This is a genomic window from Streptococcus mitis, assembly GCF_005144795.1.
Taxonomy (GTDB): Bacteria; Bacillota; Bacilli; order Lactobacillales; family Streptococcaceae; genus Streptococcus; species Streptococcus mitis_BB.
Genome location: NZ_SWFJ01000002.1, coordinates 112,917 through 130,494 on the forward strand (window position 1 = coordinate 112,917; position 17,578 = coordinate 130,494).

Genomic DNA, 17,578 nt, shown 5'->3' on the forward strand with positions numbered 1-17,578 from the left:
TATCATTTGCTTTTTCTTTTTGTGTTTGATTGTGATACAATATAGTAAGGATTTTTTGAAATAGAAATAGTTGGAGGAAAAATATGCTTTCATGGTTAGCACGTGTTATTAAAGGGATTGTCATTGCTCTTGGATTTATCTTACCGGGAATTTCCGGAGGGGTTCTAGCAGCAATCTTAGGAATCTATGAACGAATGATTGGATTTCTGGCCCATCCCTTTAAAGACTTTAAAGAAAATGTTTTGTATTTTATACCAGTTGCCATTGGTATGCTTCTGGGAATCGGCTTATTTTCTTACCCGATTGAATACCTGCTTGAAAATTATCAGGTCTTTGTCTTATGGAGCTTTGCGGGCGCAATCATTGGTACAGTTCCTAGCCTCCTCAAGGAATCAACTCGAGAATCTGAACGAGACAAGATTGATTTGGCTTGGTTCTGGACAACCTTTATCATTTCTGGATTAGGACTCTATGCCTTAAATTTTGTCGTTGGAACCTTAAATGCCAGCTTTCTTAATTTCGTCCTAGCTGGTGCACTGCTGGCTCTTGGCGTATTGGTGCCTGGCCTCAGTCCATCAAACCTACTTTTGATTTTGGGCCTCTATGCTCCTATGTTGACTGGTTTTAAAACCTTTGACCTCTTGGGAACATTTTTCCCAATTGGAATCGGTGCAGGTGCAACTCTCATCATTTTTTCAAAATTGATGGATTATGCCCTAAACAACTACCACTCACGCGTCTATCATTTCATCATCGGTATCGTCCTATCAAGTACCCTTTTGATTTTGATTCCAAATGCAGGAAACGCTGAGAGTATCCAATACACAGGCCTTTCTCCTGTCGGATATGTCATCATCGCCTTCTTCTTTGCACTGGGAATCTGGCTTGGTATTTGGATGAGCCAATTGGAGGATAAGTATAAATAATGGCAAAAAAAGTTAAAATCAAAAAAACATTGGTGGAACAAATCCTGTCTAAAGCAGGTATCCCACATCAGGGGATTCAAATCAATGCCCTGGAAGGAGAGCTTCCTCAAGGTTATGAACGAGATCAGATTTTCAAAACCTTGGCTCTTTTGGGAGATAAAACAGGACCGATTATCGGAATTGTCCCTATCACTCAACACTTGTCGGAAAAGAAACTAGCCAAAATTTCTGGCAATAAAAAAGTGAGCATGATTCCACAAAAGGACTTGGAAAAAACAACAGGTTATATTCATGGAGCCAATAATCCTGTTGGAATTCGTCAGAAACACAATTACCCCATTTTTATCGATAAGCTTGCTCTAGAATTGGATCAAATGATTGTCTCTGCAGGCGAAGTTGGTCACAGCATTATCGTCGCACCACAAGACTTGGCTAGCTTTGTAAAAGCTGACTTTGCAGATATCTTGGAGGGTAGCCAAGAATGAAACTCTACTTTGTCCGCCACGGTCGTACCCTCTGGAACCAAGAAGGTCGCTTTCAAGGTGCTAGTGGAGATTCTCCCCTTCTTCCTGAATCCATTGAAACCCTAAAACAACTAGGCCAGTATCTCAAGGATGTTTCTTTCGATCAGATTTATTCAAGTGATTTACCTCGAGCGGTCAAATCTGCTGAAATTATCCAAAGTCAACTCCAGACCCTCTGTCCTTTAGAAAGTGTTCCTAATCTCCGTGAATGGCAGCTGGGGAAGTTGGAAGGTTTGAAAATCGCAACCTTGGAAGCTATTTACCCGCAACAAATCAAAGCTTTCCGATCTAATCTTGCCAAGTTTGACACTCAAATGTTTGGAGCCGAATCCCTCTATAGCACCACACAACGGACCATCCAATTTATCAAATCACTCAAAGATAGTCCTGCTGAGCGTATTCTAATTGTCGGTCACGGTGCTAATCTTACTGCCAGTCTTCGTACTCTTCTAGGATATAAAGAACCACTTCTTCGTAAAGATGGCGGTCTAGCAAATGCCAGCCTGACCATTCTAGAAACCCATGACTTTGAAACATTTACTCTCAATACTTGGAATGATACTTCCTATCAATAACAGAACTTGATTTTAGCGTCAAGTTCTTTTTAGTTTTGAAAGATTATCCGTGAATTTCTTGCTTATTTATGATAAAATGGGAGTATCGCAAAAAATGACTCATCGTATTCAATTTTGAGTAAAACTAGGAGGATCCCATGTCAACAGAACATATGGAAGAACTAAATGACCAGCAGATCGTTCGCCGTGAAAAAATGGCTGCACTCCGTGAACAAGGAATTGATCCTTTCGGAAAACGCTTTGAACGCACTGCAAATTCACAAGAATTAAAAGATAAATTTGCTGACCTCGATAAAGAACAATTACATGATAAAAACGAAACAGCTACTATCGCAGGACGCTTGGTAACCAAACGTGGTAAAGGTAAAGTTGGATTTGCCCACCTTCAAGACCGCGAAGGTCAAATCCAGATCTACGTTCGTAAGGATGCTGTCGGCGAAGAAAACTACGAAATCTTCAAAAAAGCAGACCTTGGTGACTTCCTTGGTGTCGAAGGTGAAGTGATGCGTACAGATATGGGAGAACTCTCTATCAAGGCAACCCACATTACACACTTGTCTAAGGCTCTTCGCCCACTTCCAGAGAAATTCCACGGTTTGACAGACGTTGAAACAATTTACCGTAAACGTTACCTTGACTTGATTTCTAACCGTGAAAGCTTTGAGCGTTTTGTCACTCGTTCAAAAATCATTTCTGAAATCCGTCGTTACCTTGATCAAAAAGGTTTCCTTGAAGTGGAAACACCTGTTCTTCACAACGAAGCTGGTGGTGCTGCTGCTCGTCCATTTATCACTCACCATAATGCCCAAAACATTGACATGGTGCTCCGTATCGCGACTGAGCTTCACTTAAAACGTCTTATCGTTGGTGGTATGGAACGTGTCTATGAAATTGGCCGTATCTTCCGTAATGAAGGAATGGATGCCACTCATAACCCTGAATTTACTTCTATCGAAGTCTACCAAGCTTATGCTGACTTCCAAGACATCATGGACTTAACTGAAGGTATTATCCAACACGCTTCTAAGGCAGTTAAGGGTGATGGTCCTGTTAACTACCAAGGAACTGAAATTAAGATCAATGAACCATTTAAACGTGTTCACATGGTGGATGCTATCAAAGAAATTACTGGTGTAGATTTCTGGCAAGACATGACCTTCGAAGAAGCAAAAGCTATTGCTGCTGAGAAGAAAGTTCCAGTTGAGAAACACTATACTGAAGTTGGTCACATTATCAATGCCTTCTTTGAAGAGTTTGTTGAAGAAACCTTGATTCAACCAACCTTTGTCTATGGACATCCAGTAGCTGTATCTCCACTGGCTAAAAAGAACCCTGAAGACGAACGCTTTACTGACCGTTTTGAACTCTTCATCATGACTAAGGAGTACGGTAATGCCTTTACTGAGCTCAACGACCCAATCGACCAACTTAGCCGTTTTGAAGCCCAAGCTAAAGCTAAAGAACTTGGTGATGATGAAGCGACAGGTATCGACTACGACTACATTGAAGCCCTTGAATATGGTATGCCACCAACAGGTGGTTTGGGAATCGGTATCGACCGTCTCTGCATGCTCCTCACTGATACAACTACTATCCGTGATGTATTGCTCTTCCCAACAATGAAATAAGCTCTTATCCTCTGCTACTTGCCAGAGGATTTTTTGATGCAAAAAGAGACTGAGGAAACACTCAATCTCTACTTTTCACTTCTTTTGTTGCCACATCTTCTCCAAACCATTTTTGGCTGATTTCCTGGAACTTTCCTTCTTGGTATAGTTCGATTAAGGCCTGGTTTAATGCTGTTAATATTCTTTTATCAGCTGGCCTAACTCCGACTGCAAAGGATTCACTTTCAAATCCTGCTGAAAAGACATTGTAGTCATTTAATATTCCTTCAGACTGAAGATAGTAATTAGCATACACTCGGTCAATCAACAAGGCATCAATACGGTCATTCTTCAAATCAATCAAGGCTTCATTGAAACTCTGGTATTGATTTGCCTTCTGGTCTTTGACACGATTTTTCAGTAAATCTGACTGGGCTTCAAAGTCTAAATAACCAGAGGAACCGGCTTGGGCTCCCAAGGTCTTATCCTTCATATCCTCTACTGAATGAATATGCTGGCTTTTCTTCGCAACCAGAACCTGCTGATTTTCCATATATGGAATGCTAAAGGCAACCTTCTCTCGGCGTTCATCAGTGGCAGAATAGCCATTCCAGATGGCATCTATGGTTCCGTTTTGCAGTTCTGTCTCCTTCATATCCCAGTCGATTGGTTGAAATTGAACCTTAAAACCTAATTTTTCAGAGACAGCTTGTGCTAAGTCAATATCAAAGCCTGTATATTGGCCATTCTTTTCTTCAAAACCCATGGGTACAAAGGTATTATCAAAACCAATGGTTATACTCCCCTGCTCTTGATATTTATCCCAGTTATCCTGCTTTGGATCACTAGCCTTTTGAGTACAAGCTGTTAAAAAAAGAGTCAGGAGAGAAACCAATACTAAAGCAATTTTCTTATTAGTCATCGGCACCTCCTACTTGGGCTCAACCTTGAGAATCTGATCTGCGATGTTTTCAGCGAATTGTAAATCATGGGTAACGACAATCTGCGTCATTCCAAGTTCTCTATTTTGCAAGATCAGTTTTTCCACTTCCAAGCGCAATTCTGGATCCAGAGCAGAAGTCGGCTCATCATAACCTATGATTTCTGGGTCAATCATCATAGCACGCGCCAAGGCCACCCGTTGCTTTTGCCCACCAGATAATGAGAATGGATAGGCGTCTGCGTGCCCTGCCAGTCCCAACTGTTCTAGGAGCCCACACGCCTTCTTCTCAGCCTCTTCCTGCTTCATTCCCATGGTTTTTACGGGCGATAAGGTCAAATTTTCTAGAACTGATAAATGAGGAAAAAGTTGAAAATCTTGGAATACAAATCCCAGTAGATTTCGTTTCTCCAATTCATCCAGTTCTAAAGATTCTCCATTATAAAAGATTTGCCCTGAATCAATGGTTTCCAGACCTGCAAGCATACGTAAGAGAGTTGTCTTACCTCCACCAGAAGGTCCTACGATAGCCAAGATTTGCTTTTCAGGAATTTTTAGACTGAAATTAGATAAAATTTGCTTTTCACCAAAGCCCTTATTGATATTTCGTAATTCTAACATAGCAGCCTCCTATCTATAGTAACTGTACTTCTTCTCAACTTTTTTGGCAAGGATGGTCACAATACCAATCAAAATCAAGTAAATGGCTCCTGCCAAGAACATAGGAACTAGGCTAGCATCACGGTTTGCAGCTGTTCGACTAGCCAAGATAAGATCTGAAATTCCTAGAGCATAGACCAAAGAAGTATCCTTGACCAAACTCATGACTTCGTTAAATACGCTAGGAAGAACAATCTTGGTCACCTGAGGCAAGATAATATAGCGTACTGTGGCAAAAGTACTGAACTTCAAGACCTTAGCAGCCTCATATTGACCTTTAGGAATGGTATCAATTCCCCCACGAAAGATTTCAGCAAAGTAAGCTGCATAATTGAGAACAAAGGCAATGATGGCAGCAGGAAGACGATCCAAACGAATCCCAATACTTGGGAGCACATAATAGATAAAGATTAACTGCAAGAGCAAGGGTGTGCCCCGCATGATCCAAATATAAATGTTAATCAGATGATGGAGGAGCTTCCAATGGACTTGCAAGGCAAAGGCAATCAAAACGCCCAAGGGAATAGAAAAAATCAAGACCAGTGCAAAAACCTGCAAAGTCATGCTTGCACCGCTCAATAAACTCGGTAATATCTCAAACAAATAAGACATACTGCACCTCCTAAAAATAATTGTTCCTATTATAGCATACATAAACTAAATTACAACTATTTTTATAAGAAAATTACAACGTTAACAAAAATAAAAACTATATCTATCAAAAATGATAAGACATAGTTTTAAAACATTTTATTCCTGCAATCTCTCATACAATTCTTGCATTTGTACATCATCTGGAACTAGTTTTAAGTAAGCTTGAGCATTGACTTTTGCTTCTTCAAAGTAGCCCAATTCACGCAAGAGATAGATATAGTGTTCCAGAAACTCGGGATTGTCCTTCAAACCTCCTGCTAACTCTTGGTAAAGCTCATAGGCAACATCCAAATCGTCCATTTCTTGATAAGAACGAGCAATCATCCACTTGGTCAAGAGATTTTCTGGCTCATCGCTCTGCAAGTCTATAATATCCTCATAACGCTCCTGCTCCAGATAAATAGTGGCTAAACGGAGTAAGATTTCTTCCGTATCCTCAGCATCTGCTTTAGCAGTAAGGAGGTAATTTTCTGCACCACTAGCATCATGCAGTTCATAAGAGAATTGTGAAGCAGCTAGTAAGAGGCGAGTTTCAAAGGGATTTTTCTCTAGGCCTTGCTTAGCGATACGCAGGGCTCCTTGAACTTGATGTTCCTTATGTAAGGCCTGACTATAACCATACTCATAGCCTTCAAAGTCAGGAGAAATGGTATCAAGCTGCTTAAAGTAGAGGACAGCTTTTTGGTATTCTTCTTGATCAAAGTAAAGACTGGCTAACTCAAAAGCTGTTAGGTCATCGTATTCTAACTCCAGGGCTTTTTCTAAAAACTCTGTGGCCGTTTCAAATTTCCCTAACTGGGCATAGGCAAAGCCAATTCGTTGATAGGTAGAAATGCCTGTTTGCTCATAAATCGACCGATTATCTAACTGGGCATAGCCTTGAATAGATTCTTGGTAATTTTCCAACTCACTATCCAACTCTGCCAAGCCCAATATCAAGAGAGGATCCTCTGAGTAGGTCAAAGCCTCCAGCAGTTTCTCACGCGCCACATCTGTCAAACCTTCCATCTGGTAAAGGTCCGCTTTCAGAGCCAAAGCCGACACATACCAGTCACTGTCAGATTTGATTTCCTCAAGATAGGCAAAGGCTTCTTCAATTTGACCATCCTCGCTAGCAATTGCTGCTAGATTAAGATGAACCTCTGGAAAATCCTCTACGATTTTCAGGTAAATTTCCTTGGCCTGAGGATAGAAACCAATCCCTTCTAGATAGGTAGCTAACTCATACAGAAGCTCACTTGAATCATTTTCTAAAGCTTTGATGAAATAGTGCTCTGCCTTTGTTAAATCTTGTTCCTCCAAAGCCTGTAACATCTGTTGACTATTGTTCACTCTTGACTTCCTTTCCCTCTAGTTCATATAGGCCACTGACTACCTTATACCATTCAAAAATCGCTGAAATGACAACTTTAGCAGAGGCATAAACTGGAATACCGAGTAAGACTCCCCAAATACCAAACATGGATCCTGAAGTTAACAAAACAAAAAGAACATTAATGGGATGAATGTTTAATTGGCTTCCCAAAATCAATGGAGAGACAAAACGGCCTTCAATAGTTTGTTCTACGATAAAGACAATCACTACTTTCAAAAGCATGACTGGCCCAGCAATCAAGCCCAATACTAGGGCAGGAAGCATGGCTAAGAAGCTGCCCAAATAAGGAACCAGATTTAAAATACCAGCAGTAACACCCAGCGTAACTGCATAGCGTAGACCAATAATCTTGAAGAAGATAATAAACATTACTGCTACAATAATAGCCACTGTTACTTGCCCTCTAACATAATTGGACAACTGTTGATTCACATCTGATAAAACTTGTCCAACAGGCTCCTTCAATTTCGTCGGCATGAATTGGGTTAAATAGTTACGCAAGCCTTTCCCATCACGCAAGAGATAAAAGAGCATGAAAGGAACGATAATCAAGGCCACAATCACTTGAGATGCCCCACTAATAAAGGCACTCACCCAGTTGACTGCTTGTGAAGAAACTTTACTTGCCCAAACTGTAGCCTGACTAGAGAAGTTTGTTAAAACTTGCTCTAACTGAGGTCTGAAATCATCTGGTAAACGCTTGGTGACCAAATCATTAATAACTCGATCAGCATCTTCGAGATAGATTGGTACATTTCTTGCAAAGGTTAAAACTTGACGTTGCAGATTTGGAATGGCCACTGCCAAGCCCCAAATGATAAAGAGAGCGATGATCACAAAGACAATACTGATTGCGATGACACGATTAATCTTATGCTTCTCCAACCAATCAACAATGGGATTCAGTAAATAGTATAGTAAACCAGATAGAATGACTGGCAACATCACGACTGCCAAAAAGTCTAAAACAGGTGAAAATAGAAAACTAATCTTACTTAAAATAAAAAGATTCAGTCCCAATAACAAAGTTACTAAGAATACCGTAATTGCCTTGTTATCCAAAAACCACTTGAAAAACCAAGATAGGCTAAAATGTTTCTCTTTTTGATCCATAAATACTTCCTTTCTATTGTTCTCTCATTATACCATTTTTAAATCAAAATAACTGTTTTTTAAAGTGCTTACATACTACTCAATTGCACCGCATAGCATATTATAAATTCATTTTGTGATATAATAGACTTATCTTTATAAAGAGGTAAAGTTATGAAAGAAACTGTTTATTTTGGAACTTATACACGTCGGACTTCCCAAGGGATTTACAAGGCAGACTTCGATACAGAAACTGGTCAGCTTTCAAATCTAGAACTTTTTGCTCCTGAGCCAAGTCCGACCTACCTTGCCTTTGACCAACACCAACATTTATACACTGTTGGTAGTCAAGACGATAAGGGGGGGATTGCAGCCTATCAAACTGATGGAACCTTATTAAATCATGTCGTGGAAGAAGGAGCTCCCCACTGTTATGTTGCCGTTGATGAAAAGCGTGATTTGGTGTACGCAGCAAACTACCACAAGGGACAGGTCCTTGTTTATAAACGTCAGGAAGATGGTCGTCTTCTACTTAGTGATGTGGATCAACACAGTGGCCAAGGTCCACATGAAAATCAAGCTTCTCCACATGTTCACTATACAGATTTAACACCTGACCACTATCTAGTGACTTGCGACTTGGGAACTGACCAAGTCATCACTTATGATCTTGATCAAGAAGGAAAATTATCTAAACTCTATACCTATCACAGCCAGCCAGGAGCAGGCTCACGCCACATCATTTTCCATAACCACTATAAAATCGCTTATCTGATTTGTGAACTCAATAGCACTATCGAGGTTCTAATCTACGATGGTGTTGGCGAATTTGAGCTCATGCAAGTTATTTCAACTCTACCAGAAGGTTACGAAGGTTTTAATGGAACTGCTGCTATTCGTCTCTCTAAAGATGGTAAATACCTCTACGCTTCTAACCGTGGTCATGATTCTATCGCAGTATATACAATCCTTGCGGACGGTAGCTTAGAGTTGTTAGAAATCGTTCCTACTCATGGCCAGACTCCACGTGATTTTGATTTGACACCAGACCAAGAATTTGTCATTGCTGTCCATCAAGACTCTGATAACGCAACCGTCTTTAAACGCAATCCTGAAACTGGTCGTCTAGCAGAACTTTCCAACGACTTCCATGTACCAGAAGCAGTCTGCATCAGTTTTGCTCCTTAAAAAAACATAAAAAATGAACTTGGTAACTCAAGTTCATTTTTTCTTATAGTCTTTTTCCGACATTGATACGATTAATAGCACGTTGCAAAGCAATCTTAGCACGACGCTCTTGATCAATCAAGTGTTTTTCGTGAGCTTCTTCAATTTCGCACTCCGCACGAAGCTTAGCACGTTCTGCACGGCTAACATCGATATCACGAGCACGTTCTGCAGAATCCGCAACGATTGTGATAGTATTATTGGCAATTTCAATAACACCTCCGTTTACTGCAATCCAGTTTACGTGATCTTCATCATCAATACGTTTTACCTTTACTTCATCAACTGCTAAAACCGCAATCATATTTTCATGTCGTGGCAAGATCCCCATCTCACCATCCAGAGTTCGAACTGATACATAGCTGGCATGGTGATCATAGACGAGACCATCTGGTGTCACGATCTGGACAGTTAACTGAGCCATAGATCACCTCTTAAAATCCCATTTTTTCAGCTTTTGCAATCACATCTTCGATAGAACCTACACCACGGAAGGCATCTTCTGGTAACTGGTCATGTTTACCATCAAGGATTTCCTTAAAGCCACGTACAGTTTCAGCAACTGGGACATAAGAACCTGGCTGACCAGTAAATTGTTCCGCAACATTGAAGTTTTGTGACAAGAAGAACTGGATACGACGGGCACGAGCAACCAAAGTCTTTTCTTCATCAGAAAGTTCATCCATACCAAGAATAGCAATGATATCTTGCAATTCATGGTAACGTTGAAGAACTCGTTTTACTTCAGCAGCAACTGCATAGTGCTCTTCTCCAACTATTTCAGGTGCCAAGGCACGTGAGCTTGAAGCAAGTGGGTCAACGGCTGGGTAGATACCCAATTGTACCAACTTACGTTCCAAGTTTGTTGTTGAATCCAAGTGAGCGAAGGCTGTTGCTGGCGCTGGGTCAGTATAGTCATCCGCTGGCACATAGATAGCCTGGATAGAGGTTACAGACCCCTTCTTAGTTGATGTAATACGTTCTTGCAATTGCCCCATTTCTGTAGCAAGTGTTGGTTGATAACCAACGGCTGATGGCATACGACCCAAAAGGGCAGATACTTCAGAACCAGCCTGAGTGAAACGGAAGATATTATCGATAAAGAGAAGCACGTCTTGGCCTTCCACATCACGAAAGTATTCAGCGATTGTCAAACCAGTAAGGGCAACACGCATACGTGCTCCTGGTGGCTCATTCATCTGACCAAATACCATGGCTGTTTTCTCGATAACGCCTGATTCTTTCATTTCCCAGTAAAGGTCATTCCCCTCACGAGTACGTTCCCCAACACCGGTAAACACTGAAATACCACCGTGTTCTTGGGCAATGTTGTGAATCAATTCTTGGATTAAGACGGTTTTACCAACCCCGGCACCACCGAAAAGTCCAACCTTACCACCTTTTAGGTAAGGGGCAAGAAGGTCGATAACCTTAATCCCTGTTTCAAGGATTTCAGAAGAGGTAGACAATTCATCAAAAGTTGGAGCTTTTTTATGAATTGGCTGACGCTCTGCATCTTCTGTAAAAGGAGCTTCCAAGTCAATGGTATCTCCCAAAACATTGAAGACACGTCCCAAAGTTTCTTTACCTACTGGTACAGAGATTGGACGACCTGTGTCCAATACTTCCATTCCACGAGTCAAACCATCTGTTGATTCCATGGCGATAGTACGAACCATACCATCTCCCAACTCCAAGGCTACTTCAAGGACGATTTTTGTTTTTCTTTCGTCATTTTTGTAGACGACAAGTGCATTGTTAATCTCAGGAAGTTTTTCCCCTGCTGCAAACAAGACGTCTACAACGGGACCGATAACCTGAGCAATTTTACCTGAACTCATCTCCTTCTCCTATTCTATATAAGATACTGTCGGTTCCTAGTTCAACTAGGTCCTAAGTTCATTTTCATACGAGCTGGACTAGAGCCTATTCTAAGGCACTAGCTCCTGCTATGATTTCTGTAATTTCTTGTGTAATCGCCGCCTGTCTGGCACGGTTATACTGAATTGTCAAATCATTGATGACTTTCTTAGCATTATCAGTCGCTGTTTGCATAGCTGTCATACCTGCAGCATTTTCAGCTGTCTTAGCATCGATAATAGCACCGTAAATCATACTTTCTGCAAACTGAGGCAACAACTGCTCCAGAATTTCTTCTCGGCTGGTTTCCAATTCAAAAGTCAAGCTGTACTCTTCATCCGCTTCATTTGGATCCAAGTCAACAATCGGAAGCATTTGTTCCACACGCATTTGACTGGTTAGCGTGTTGACATGGTGGTTATAGCAGACATAGAGTTCATCAAAAAGTTCATTTTGGTACATTTCAACAGTTTTTGAAATGATCTTACGAACTTCATCAAAGCTAGGTTGGTCTGCCAAGCCACGTAGTTCATAAAGTGGTTGAATACCACGAGCCTTAAAGAAATCAGCTCCCATTCCACCAATACAGATCATTTCAAAGCCTTTATCGTCTGGATGGTATTCTTCTTTCAACTCCATAACGGCTTTTAGAATAGAAGAATTATAACCTCCAACCAAACCGCGATCTGAAGTAATGACGATATAGCCTGTCTTCTTCACAGGACGACTAATCAACATCGGATTGGTTGAGCCACCAGAACCATTACCATGAAGGATATCTGTCAAGAGCTTGCGAACTTTCTGAGCGTAAACTTGGAAGTTGCGAGCAGCTTCTTCAGAGCGACCAAGCTTAGCAGCCGATACCATTTGCATGGCATTAGTGATTTGACTCGTATTTTTTGTTGAGGCGATTTTTGTTTTAATATCATTTAGAGATACTGCCATCTGACACCTCTATTCTTACTGGAAGCTGGTTTGATTGAGAAACTCTGTAATCGCAGCATCCAAGACTGCTTCTTCTGGCAAGTCTTTTGTATCACGAATGGTTTCCAAAATCTCTGGATGTTGAGCATCAAAGAAGGCATGGAACTCTTCCTCGAAACGAACAATATCATCTACTGGAACAGTATCCAAGAAACCATGTGTCAAAGCATAGAGAATGGTTACTTGTTTCTCAACAGGCAATGGTTTGTGAACAGGTTGTTTCAAGACCTCAACGGTACGACGTCCACGATTCAACTTAGCCTGCGTTGCTGCATCCAAGTCAGAACCAAACTTAGTAAAGGCTTCCAACTCACGGTATGAAGCAAGGTCGATACGAAGTGTACCGGCAACCTTCTTCATGGCTTTGATTTGTGCAGAACCACCTACACGAGATACAGATGAACCCGCATCGATGGCTGGACGAATACCTGCGTTGAAGAGACCATCACCAAGAAAGATTTGCCCATCAGTGATTGAAATCACGTTGGTTGCGATATAGGCAGAGATATCTCCTGCTTGTGTCTCGATAAATGGTAGGGCTGTAATTGATCCACCACCAAGTTCATCAGAAACTTTAGCTGAGCGCTCAAGCAAACGGCTGTGAAGGTAGAAAACATCCCCTGGAAAGGCTTCACGACCTGGAGGACGACGAAGCAAGAGAGACAGTTCACGATAAGCTACCGCTTGTTTTGAAAGATCATCATAAACGATCAAAACATGCTTGCCTTGATACATAAATTCTTCCGCCATAGCAACCCCAGCATAAGGAGCTAGGAAAAGCAATGGAGATGGTTGTGAAGCAGAGGCTGTCACAACGATTGTGTAGTCCAAGGCACCGTACTGACGTAGTGTTTCTACTTGTGTACGAACTGTTGATTCTTTTTGTCCAATCGCAACATAAATACAGATCATATCTTGACCTTTTTGGTTCAAGATTGTATCAATCGCAATAGTTGTTTTCCCTGTCTGACGGTCACCGATAATCAACTCACGTTGACCACGACCAATCGGAACAAGGGCATCAATAGCTTTCAAACCAGTTTGCAATGGTTCTGATACAGACTTACGTTGCATAACACCAGGAGCTGGCGCTTCAACTGGACGAGTTTTATCAGTGTGGATTTCTCCAAGACCGTCAACTGGACGACCAAGCGGATCCACAACACGACCAATCAGACTTTCACCTACTGGGACTTCCATGATTTTACCTGTACGGCGAATTGTATCGCCTTCACGGATATCTGTAAAGTCACCTAGGATGATAATACCAACATCTGTTGACTCCAAGTTTTGAGCCATACCATAAGAGCCGTTTTCAAAAATCAACAGCTCTCCACTCATGGCATTTTCAAGGCCGTGAGCACGAGCGATACCATCCCCGATATAGGTTACAACACCTGTTTCAGTCACATCAAAATTGGGTTTGAAATTTTCAATTTGTTGCTTAATTAAAGCGCTGATTTCTTGTGCGTTAATTGCCAAAAGAACACCACTTTCTATTTCAAATTTTCTTTAACAACTTTAAGTTGTTGTTTAATACTCACATCAATTGTCTTGTGATTGGCAAAAATGACAAAACCACCAATGAGACTTTCATCGATTTCTTCTTTTACACTCCTTACTTTAAGAGACATTTTTTTCTCAATCAAAGGGAGCAAGCGACTCTTCTGTTCATCAGTTAAAGGATGAGCTGACCTAATCGTCACTTCAAATCGATTTGTTTCTTTTTCAAGTCGGTTCAAGCAATCTACAAGAATATCATAAAAAAGATTTGCTCTGTGATTGCAGATAAAAACCTGAATAAAGTTTTGCAATAAAGTCGACACTGAATCTTGGAAGAACGCAATCGTTTTTTCCTTGTCAGACTCGTCTACTGCCACTTTTTTTAAAAAAGAAGGTAAGCCTGTTTCTTCAGCAACTTGCTTGATTTGAGCTAAGTCTGAAAAGATACGGTCTTCTTCTCCTTTTTCTAAAACCAATTGGACAAAAGGCATGCTGTATTTTTCAATTACCTTTACTGTTTTCTTGTCCATTAAGCTTCTCCTAGCTGATCGATATACTGATCAATGAGTTCTTTATGGGCATGACCGTCAAGGTTTTGTGAGATGATTTTACCAGCCAAGCTGATTGTCAAATCTGCTACCTCACCCTTAACACTTTGTAAAGCTTCAGCTTTATTTTGAGCAATTTCTTGGTTCGCTTTTTCTTTCAAGCGTCCTGCTTCTAGCTTAGCATCTGCTAAAATACTAGCTTTGCTTTTCTCAGCTGTTTCTTTCGCATTCTCAATGATTGTCTTAGCTTCTTTGCGGCTACCAGCCAATTCATCTTCGCGTTTCTGAGCCAATACTTCTGCTTTTTGACGTGCTTGTTCAGCTCCGTCAATATCTGCTGCAATTTTTTCTGCTCTTTGTTCGAAAATGCTAGTCAAATTTGACCAAGCGTATTTCTTAACCAAGACTAGCAAGAGAATAAAGGAACCAGCGATTAGTATAAAATCACCAAGTAATTCACCTACTGTTACATTCATAAACTACTCCTTTCTATTCTTCATCATTAATTTTATTTCCTAGATACATTGAAGATAACAATGTAAATACATATGCTTGTACACAAGAAATAAAAACAGAAAATGCAGTCCAGATTAGATTTGTTCCAAAAGCAATAGGATACCAATAGAAGGCCTGATGAGAAAGTAGGACTAACATACTTGCCATCACTTCCCCTGCAAAGATATTACCAAAGACCCGCAATGCAAGTGAAAGGAGATTGGTAACTTCCTCCAAGAGATTCATTGGTGTCATAAAACCTGGTGTTACAAATGCTTTTAAATACTTTTTGATTCCACGACGACGAATTCCTTCTACGTGTGTCATTAAGATAATTGTAAAAGACAAGACCAAGTCAAATGACAAATTTGCTGTTGGTGAGGTCCAAAGATTTACACCATCTGTAGTCTGAATTCTAGCCATTAAGCCAATATTATTTGCAATGGCCATAAATAGGAATAAACAGAAATAAAAGAGAGAATAATCCTTTATCATTGGACCAAGGTTTGATTTTGTAAATCCAACGACAAAATCAAATAAATACTCTAATACATTTTGTTTTCCTGTGGGTCTCAAAGTCATATTTCGAGTTGCCCAATAAATAAAGCCAAAAATAAGTGCTACAGTCAACAAAGTCAAAACTACTATGGTTAAATTAAAGGTAACAGGACCAATATTGATGGTTGGATTAATACTTTCTTCCATCTAAAATCCTCCCTTTTTCAATTTATACTTCTTTTATTTGATGATAAATGAAAAGACAAGAGTAACGAAGAAAGTACCTTCAATAAAGGCAACCCCTAGGATCATCAAACTACGTAGTTCTGAGATGATATCTGGTTGGCGAGCAACTGATTTCAACAAACCGTTCATCAACATACCTTCACCAAGAGATACACCCATACAGGCAAGACATAGACCGAAAAATGTTAAATTCATGACGAATTCTCCTTTTAATTAAAATTTACTTACTTAGTTTAGTCTTAAAAATTGGATTTGTCAACTTTTTACTTACGTTGAAAGCGTTTAATGAAAATTATTTACAATTTTACTATTTTTAAGTCTATTATATAGAAAACTTTGGAAAAAACTTGTAACAAATCCCTCCATTATCTAGGTCTTTCTGAAAAACAATGAAAATCCGAGATGAAATCTCGGATGGAAATTAATATATTTTCTTTAACCTAATGCTCTTTAGTAAGTAGAATTAAAGGGAAAGCAACTAGACAGCTTTCGTCTCCTGCACGCTTATTAAGCACGAACTGTGACGCTGGTGCCATCTTCCTTATAAAGATTGATAAGTCCTTCTTTGAGAGCTCGAACCATATCTCCAGCTTGAACAGGTTGTGGAACCTTGATAGTCAAGAGTTCCATTGGATTTGGAGCGCGGTCAATTTTATTGCCTTTGGCATCATGTAAATCTTCGATATACGTTTCAAAATGACGGAAACCTGGGCCATAAAACTCAACTTGGTCGCCTTCGTTAATAACGTTCCGTTGACGAATAGTTGCTGTTTGTGTCGCATCATCATAAGAAACCACTTCAGCGACAAACTTATACTCAGGAATTTTACGACGAGCACCAAACAACTGCTCATTTTCAGATGGTGTACCATAGTAGAAACCTGTTGCTAATTCACGTTGGGCAACCTTCCACATCTCATCCACCAAGTCTTGTTTGATAGCTTCAAACTTTTCAGGACTTTCAAGATATGCATCCACAGCCGCCTTGTAGCAGTTGGTTACTGTTGATACGTAGTGAATAGACTTCATGCGTCCTTCGATTTTTAGACTGTCCACACCATTTTCAATCATATCTGGAATATGGTCAATCATGGACATGTCAACGGCTGACATTGAAAATTCTTCTGGAATCTCACCTTTAAGACTCTTACGTTCCTTCCCAAATGGCATATCGTAAAGGTCGTATTTCCAACGGCATGACTGAGAGCATCCACCACGGTTGGCATCACGCATACTCATGTGGTTAGAAAGGGTACAACGACCAGAGTAAGAAATACACATGGCTCCGTGGACAAAGGCTTCAATCTCAACATCTGTACGTTTGCGAATTTCAGCTAATTCTTCCATTGAAACCTCACGCGCCAAAACAACACGAGTTAAGCCCAGTTCCTTCCAGAACTCAAGTGTTTCATAGTTAGTGGCACTTGCTTGGGTAGAGAGGTGGATTTCAAGACCAGGTGCTTCAGTCGCTGCAATCATAATCAAGGCTGGGTCAGACACTATAACTGCCGCGATTCCGATATCACGTAGTTTACGGAACCACTCACCAGCACCAGCCTCATTTCCTTCGTGCATAACCATGTTGGCAGCCACATAAACCTTAGCACCATACTTGGCCGCAAACTGGACGCCTTCTTCCATCTGTTCGAAAGTAAAGTTTCCGGCACGGCTACGAAGACCATAGGCCTGTCCACCGATGAAGACTGCGTCCGCACCATATTGAACAGCTACTTTCAACTTCTCTAAAGTCCCTGCAGGTGATAAAACCTCAGGACGTTTTAATGTTTTTGTCATGTTTTCTCCTATTTGCAATATAAAAGTTTGACGTTTTTCCTTCTCATTTTATAGTAAATAAGCGATAAAA

The 17,578-nt window shown here is 40.5% G+C and carries 19 protein-coding genes; 5 read left to right on the plus strand and 14 right to left on the minus strand.

The features are described 5' to 3' along the window. Positions 1-83: 83 nt before the first annotated feature. From FBF73_RS02020 to lysS, 4 genes are all read left to right on the plus strand, one after another. Positions 84-926, plus strand: a complete 843-nt coding sequence (locus FBF73_RS02020) for a DUF368 domain-containing protein (protein ID WP_125411189.1) — start codon at positions 84-86, stop codon at positions 924-926. Further along, entirely contained in the window at positions 926-1,411 is a 486-nt protein-coding gene (locus tag FBF73_RS02025; protein ID WP_125411188.1) for an aminoacyl-tRNA deacylase, read from the plus strand. The genes FBF73_RS02020 and FBF73_RS02025 overlap by 1 nt, the downstream gene beginning before the upstream one ends. Then, positions 1,408-2,025: a histidine phosphatase family protein gene (locus FBF73_RS02030; RefSeq protein WP_125411187.1), complete on the plus strand. Its 618-nt coding sequence runs from the start codon at positions 1,408-1,410 to the stop codon at positions 2,023-2,025. The genes FBF73_RS02025 and FBF73_RS02030 overlap by 4 nt, the downstream gene beginning before the upstream one ends. Before the next feature lie 137 nt (positions 2,026-2,162). After that, positions 2,163-3,653, plus strand: coding sequence for a lysine--tRNA ligase (lysS, locus tag FBF73_RS02035; protein ID WP_136936828.1), 1,491 nt, complete (start codon positions 2,163-2,165; stop codon positions 3,651-3,653). 61 nt (positions 3,654-3,714) lie between these two features. On the opposite strand, the gene FBF73_RS02040 is transcribed toward lysS, so the two are convergent. From FBF73_RS02040 to FBF73_RS02060, 5 genes are all read right to left on the minus strand, one after another. Next, the gene (locus FBF73_RS02040; RefSeq protein ID WP_136936829.1) at positions 3,715-4,554 is read right to left on the minus strand and encodes an amino acid ABC transporter substrate-binding protein; all 840 of its coding nucleotides are present in this window, start codon (positions 4,552-4,554) and stop codon (positions 3,715-3,717) included. Positions 4,555-4,563: 9 nt separating this feature from the next. Continuing rightward, positions 4,564-5,193: an amino acid ABC transporter ATP-binding protein gene (locus tag FBF73_RS02045; RefSeq protein ID WP_136936830.1), complete on the minus strand. Its 630-nt coding sequence runs from the start codon at positions 5,191-5,193 to the stop codon at positions 4,564-4,566. Between the two features lie 9 nt (positions 5,194-5,202). Further along, positions 5,203-5,844 (minus strand): amino acid ABC transporter permease, encoded by a 642-nt coding sequence (locus FBF73_RS02050; RefSeq protein WP_136936831.1) that lies wholly within the window; start codon positions 5,842-5,844, stop codon positions 5,203-5,205. Positions 5,845-5,982: 138 nt separating this feature from the next. Next, on the minus strand, positions 5,983-7,218 hold the full coding sequence (locus tag FBF73_RS02055; protein WP_169435154.1) for a tetratricopeptide repeat protein: 1,236 nt from the start codon (positions 7,216-7,218) through the stop codon (positions 5,983-5,985). Then, on the minus strand, positions 7,208-8,374 hold the full coding sequence (locus FBF73_RS02060) for an AI-2E family transporter (RefSeq protein ID WP_136936832.1): 1,167 nt from the start codon (positions 8,372-8,374) through the stop codon (positions 7,208-7,210). Before FBF73_RS02060 ends, FBF73_RS02055 begins: the two co-directional genes overlap by 11 nt. Positions 8,375-8,527: 153 nt before the next feature. On the opposite strand from FBF73_RS02060, the gene FBF73_RS02065 reads away from it, so the two are divergent. Further along, a complete protein-coding gene (locus FBF73_RS02065; protein WP_136936833.1) occupies positions 8,528-9,541 on the plus strand; it encodes a lactonase family protein in 1,014 nt (337 codons plus the stop codon). Between the two features lie 43 nt (positions 9,542-9,584). On the opposite strand, the gene FBF73_RS02070 is transcribed toward FBF73_RS02065, so the two are convergent. From FBF73_RS02070 to FBF73_RS02110, 9 genes are all read right to left on the minus strand, one after another. Continuing rightward, a complete protein-coding gene (locus tag FBF73_RS02070) occupies positions 9,585-10,004 on the minus strand; it encodes a F0F1 ATP synthase subunit epsilon (RefSeq protein ID WP_136936834.1) in 420 nt (139 codons plus the stop codon). A gap of 10 nt (positions 10,005-10,014) precedes the next feature. Continuing rightward, entirely contained in the window at positions 10,015-11,421 is a 1,407-nt protein-coding gene (atpD, locus tag FBF73_RS02075) for a F0F1 ATP synthase subunit beta (protein ID WP_000094358.1), read from the minus strand. Between the two features lie 85 nt (positions 11,422-11,506). Further along, complete coding sequence (locus FBF73_RS02080; protein ID WP_136936835.1) at positions 11,507-12,385, minus strand: F0F1 ATP synthase subunit gamma; 879 nt, start codon at positions 12,383-12,385, stop codon at positions 11,507-11,509. A 15-nt stretch (positions 12,386-12,400) separates the two neighbouring features. Then, positions 12,401-13,906, minus strand: a complete 1,506-nt coding sequence (gene atpA / locus FBF73_RS02085; protein WP_000996629.1) for a F0F1 ATP synthase subunit alpha — start codon at positions 13,904-13,906, stop codon at positions 12,401-12,403. A gap of 14 nt (positions 13,907-13,920) precedes the next feature. Beyond that, positions 13,921-14,457, minus strand: a complete 537-nt coding sequence (locus FBF73_RS02090) for a F0F1 ATP synthase subunit delta (protein ID WP_136936836.1) — start codon at positions 14,455-14,457, stop codon at positions 13,921-13,923. Continuing rightward, positions 14,457-14,951, minus strand: a complete 495-nt coding sequence (gene atpF / locus FBF73_RS02095) for a F0F1 ATP synthase subunit B (protein WP_001103468.1) — start codon at positions 14,949-14,951, stop codon at positions 14,457-14,459. The genes FBF73_RS02090 and atpF overlap by 1 nt, the downstream gene beginning before the upstream one ends. A 13-nt stretch (positions 14,952-14,964) precedes the next feature. Further along, positions 14,965-15,675 carry a F0F1 ATP synthase subunit A gene (gene atpB, locus FBF73_RS02100; RefSeq protein WP_000392870.1) on the minus strand — a complete coding sequence of 237 codons (711 nt, stop codon included), beginning with the start codon at positions 15,673-15,675 and terminating at the stop codon, positions 14,965-14,967. Between the two features lie 33 nt (positions 15,676-15,708). Then, positions 15,709-15,909, minus strand: a complete 201-nt coding sequence (locus FBF73_RS02105; RefSeq protein ID WP_001054560.1) for a F0F1 ATP synthase subunit C — start codon at positions 15,907-15,909, stop codon at positions 15,709-15,711. A gap of 312 nt (positions 15,910-16,221) precedes the next feature. Then, entirely contained in the window at positions 16,222-17,508 is a 1,287-nt protein-coding gene (locus tag FBF73_RS02110; protein WP_024057185.1) for a peptidase U32 family protein, read from the minus strand. Positions 17,509-17,578 lie beyond the last annotated feature (70 nt).

Excerpts from the sequence above, each read along its gene's own strand:
- lysS (WP_136936828.1), top strand. The coding sequence starts at position 2,163 with ATGTCAACAGAACATATGGAAGAACTAAATGACCAGCAGATCGTTCGC.
- FBF73_RS02040 (WP_136936829.1), bottom strand. The coding sequence starts at position 4,554 with ATGACTAATAAGAAAATTGCTTTAGTATTGGTTTCTCTCCTGACTCTT.
- FBF73_RS02050 (WP_136936831.1), bottom strand. The coding sequence starts at position 5,844 with ATGTCTTATTTGTTTGAGATATTACCGAGTTTATTGAGCGGTGCAAGC.
- FBF73_RS02065 (WP_136936833.1), top strand. The coding sequence starts at position 8,528 with ATGAAAGAAACTGTTTATTTTGGAACTTATACACGTCGGACTTCCCAA.
- FBF73_RS02060 (WP_136936832.1), bottom strand. The coding sequence starts at position 8,374 with ATGGATCAAAAAGAGAAACATTTTAGCCTATCTTGGTTTTTCAAGTGG.
- atpF (WP_001103468.1), bottom strand. The coding sequence starts at position 14,951 with ATGAATGTAACAGTAGGTGAATTACTTGGTGATTTTATACTAATCGCT.
- FBF73_RS02110 (WP_024057185.1), bottom strand. The coding sequence starts at position 17,508 with ATGACAAAAACATTAAAACGTCCTGAGGTTTTATCACCTGCAGGGACT.
- FBF73_RS02105 (WP_001054560.1), bottom strand. The coding sequence starts at position 15,909 with ATGAATTTAACATTTTTCGGTCTATGTCTTGCCTGTATGGGTGTATCT.
- FBF73_RS02045 (WP_136936830.1), bottom strand. The coding sequence starts at position 5,193 with ATGTTAGAATTACGAAATATCAATAAGGGCTTTGGTGAAAAGCAAATT.
- FBF73_RS02080 (WP_136936835.1), bottom strand. The coding sequence starts at position 12,385 with ATGGCAGTATCTCTAAATGATATTAAAACAAAAATCGCCTCAACAAAA.
- FBF73_RS02070 (WP_136936834.1), bottom strand. The coding sequence starts at position 10,004 with ATGGCTCAGTTAACTGTCCAGATCGTGACACCAGATGGTCTCGTCTAT.
- FBF73_RS02090 (WP_136936836.1), bottom strand. The coding sequence starts at position 14,457 with ATGGACAAGAAAACAGTAAAGGTAATTGAAAAATACAGCATGCCTTTT.
- atpD (WP_000094358.1), bottom strand. The coding sequence starts at position 11,421 with ATGAGTTCAGGTAAAATTGCTCAGGTTATCGGTCCCGTTGTAGACGTC.
- FBF73_RS02020 (WP_125411189.1), top strand. The coding sequence starts at position 84 with ATGCTTTCATGGTTAGCACGTGTTATTAAAGGGATTGTCATTGCTCTT.
- atpB (WP_000392870.1), bottom strand. The coding sequence starts at position 15,675 with ATGGAAGAAAGTATTAATCCAACCATCAATATTGGTCCTGTTACCTTT.
- FBF73_RS02025 (WP_125411188.1), top strand. The coding sequence starts at position 926 with ATGGCAAAAAAAGTTAAAATCAAAAAAACATTGGTGGAACAAATCCTG.
- FBF73_RS02030 (WP_125411187.1), top strand. The coding sequence starts at position 1,408 with ATGAAACTCTACTTTGTCCGCCACGGTCGTACCCTCTGGAACCAAGAA.